This window comes from Nonomuraea rhizosphaerae, from assembly GCF_019396405.1.
GTDB lineage: Bacteria > Actinomycetota > Actinomycetes > Streptosporangiales > Streptosporangiaceae > Nonomuraea > Nonomuraea rhizosphaerae.
The window spans coordinates 1-2,641 of the sequence record NZ_JAHKRL010000154.1; the positions used below are offsets into that span (position 1 = coordinate 1).

At 72.2% G+C, this 2,641-nt stretch carries 3 protein-coding genes; all 3 read left to right on the forward strand.

Annotated features, from left to right (window positions below; translation table 11 throughout):
- The first annotated feature begins 286 nt into the window (after positions 1–286).
- Genes KME77_RS07600 through KME77_RS07610 form a run of 3 tightly spaced genes read left to right on the forward strand, consistent with a single transcriptional unit; the run spans position 287 to position 2,506 of the window.
- Positions 287–1,177, forward strand: coding sequence for a Rossmann-like and DUF2520 domain-containing protein (locus tag KME77_RS07600; RefSeq protein ID WP_219463356.1), 891 nt, complete (start codon positions 287–289; stop codon positions 1,175–1,177).
- Positions 1,168–2,007: a pantoate--beta-alanine ligase gene (gene panC / locus KME77_RS07605; protein WP_219463358.1), complete on the forward strand. Its 840-nt coding sequence runs from the start codon at positions 1,168–1,170 to the stop codon at positions 2,005–2,007. Before KME77_RS07600 ends, panC begins: the two co-directional genes overlap by 10 nt.
- A 25-nt stretch (positions 2,008–2,032) precedes the next feature.
- A complete protein-coding gene (locus tag KME77_RS07610) occupies positions 2,033–2,506 on the forward strand; it encodes a DUF6624 domain-containing protein (RefSeq protein ID WP_219463360.1) in 474 nt (157 codons plus the stop codon).
- Positions 2,507–2,641: the final 135 nt, after the last annotated feature.

Below are 2,641 nucleotides of genomic sequence, written 5' to 3' on the forward strand. Positions count from 1 at the left end.
GCCGGTCCGAGCTCGGAGCCTGGCCGGCCCATCGGCGGTCGGGCCGGCCAGGTGCGCACCTCCAAGGGGGTCGCACATTTGTGCGGGCGTCGGGTCATTGACTCGGCGCCCGCTGCCATGCGACGAACCCCTCTCCTCATCTCTTCCGACAGGGGGTGCACCTTTTGTATGCCCTTGTCGCATTTGCCGGTAACTCAACATGCGGCAAAACCCCAGTCACGTACGCAGCGGCGAACGGCCGATACGCTGGTCGGCAGTGCCATCAGGTCGACAGGGGTGGGACGTCATGGACGCAGGAGATCGCCCGGCACGGCTGGCCGTCGGCGTGCTCGGGGCCGGCAAGGTGGGTTCGGCGCTCGGAGCCGCGCTGGCGCAGGCCGGCCACCGCGTGGTCGCCGCCAGCGGAGTCTCGGACTCCTCGCAGCGGTGGGCCGCCGACCGGCTCGGCGTGCAGCCGGTCAGGCCCGAGGAGGTCGTCGCCACGGCCGAGCTGATCCTTCTGACCGTGCCCGACGACGCGCTGCCCGACCTCGTCACCGGGCTCGCGGCGACCGGCGCCGACCTCCAGGGCAAGCTGCTCGTGCACACCAGCGGGGCGTACGGGCTGTCGGTGCTCGACGCCGCCGCCAGGGCGGGCGCCGTGCCGCTGGCGCTGCACCCGGTGATGACCTTCACCGGGCGCGACGACGACCTGAGCCGCATCACCGGCATCTCGTTCGGCGTGACCGCCCCCGACCCGCTCAGGCCGATCGCCGAGGCGCTGGTCATCGAGATGGGCGGCGAGCCGGTCTGGATCGCCGACTCCGACCGCGCCCTCTACCACGCGGCCCTGGCCGGCGCGGCCAACCACATGGTCACGCTCATCGCCGAGTCGTCCGACCTGCTGCACCGCATCGGCGTCGAGGAGCCCGGCAGGATGCTCGGCCCGCTGCTCGGCGCGGCGCTCGACAACGTGCTCAGGCTCGGCATCAGCGGCCTGACCGGCCCCGTCGTACGCGGTGACGCCGGCACCGTGCGCAAGCACGTGGACGCGCTGATCCTCGCGGCACCCGAGGCGGCCGACGCCTACATCGCTCTCGCTAGGCTCACCGCGGACCGCGCGCTCGCCGCCGGGCTGCTGAAGCCCGAGGAGGCCGAGCGCCTGCTCGACGCGCTCGGAGGCAACATATGGACCTGATCGTCGCTCGCAACCGTACCGACCTGGTCAAGGCGCGTGGCGGGGGGAGCCTCGCGCTGGTGCCCACGATGGGGGCGTTGCACGAGGGGCACCGCTCGCTCATCCGCGAGGCCCGCGTACGGGCTGAGCAGGTCGTGGTCAGCATCTTCGTCAACCCGCTGCAGTTCGCCCCGAACGAGGATTTCTCCCGCTATCCCCGTACGTTCGACGCGGACCTGGAGGCGTGCCAGGCCGAGGGCGTGGACGTGGTCCTCGCCCCGTCGGCCGAGGACATGTATCCGCCCGGCAGCCAGGTCAGCGTCCGGTCGGGGGAGATGGGCGCCGTCGTCGAGGGCGCCTGCCGTCCCGGCCACTTCGACGGCGTGCTGACGGTGGTGCTCAAGCTGTTCAACCTGGTCCAGCCCGACGTGGCGGTCTTCGGGCAGAAGGACGCCCAGCAGCTCGCCATGATCCGTCGCATGGTCGCCGACCTCGACCTGCCGATCGACATCGTCGGCGCCCCGACGGTGCGCGAGCCCGACGGCCTGGCGCTGTCCAGCCGCAACCGCTACCTGTCGGCGGCGGAGCGGGAGGTGGCCCTGACGCTGTCCAGGGCGCTGCGGGCGGGCGCGGCCGAGTTCGCGCCGTCCCGGATCCGCGCCGCCGCGACGGCCGTGCTGGAGGGCTCCGAGGTCGCGCTCGACTACCTGGCGCTCGTCGATCCGGCCACCTTCGCCGAGGTCGGCGACACCTACCAGGGTGAGGCGGTGCTCGCGGTCGCCGGCACGGTGGGCGCCACCCGCTTGATCGACAACGTGGTGATAAACCTGGAGCCGAGGGTTTACGCGTAGATCATCGGCTCGTAGCGTCGAGAGCATGACGGACGACGAGTTGCGCGCCGAACTCCTCCGCCGGATGAAGATCGACCAGGACCTCCGCAAGGCGGACGACCCCGACCGGGACCGCGTCCGCGAGAGCGACGGCGACAACACCGTCTGGCTCATGTCCGTCGTGAGCAGCCGCGGCTGGCCGCTGGCCTCGCAGGTGGGCCAGGACGGCGCGTGCGCCGCCTGGCTGCTGGCCCAGCACGCCGACGCCACGCCCGACCTGCAGCGCCACTTCCACGCCGCCATGGCCGACGCGCTCGGCCGTGGTGAGGCCTCGCCGCGCGAGTTCGCGTACCTGGAGGACCGCGTACGGGTGAACGCGGGCCGCAAGCAGCTCTACGGCACCCAGTTCCAGGACAGCCGGCCGCTGCCGATCGAGGAGCCCGAACTCCTCGACGAACGTCGCGCGGCCGTCGGCATGGAGCCGTTCACCGACTACGAGCCCCAGTCCCACCACGACTAGCCCCCGCGTGCGTGCACCCCCTCACGGACGTGCACCCCCTCACGGACGTGCACCCCCTCACGGACGTGCACCCCCTCACGGACGTGCACCCCCTCACGGACGTGCACCCCCTCACGGACGTGCACCCCCTCACGG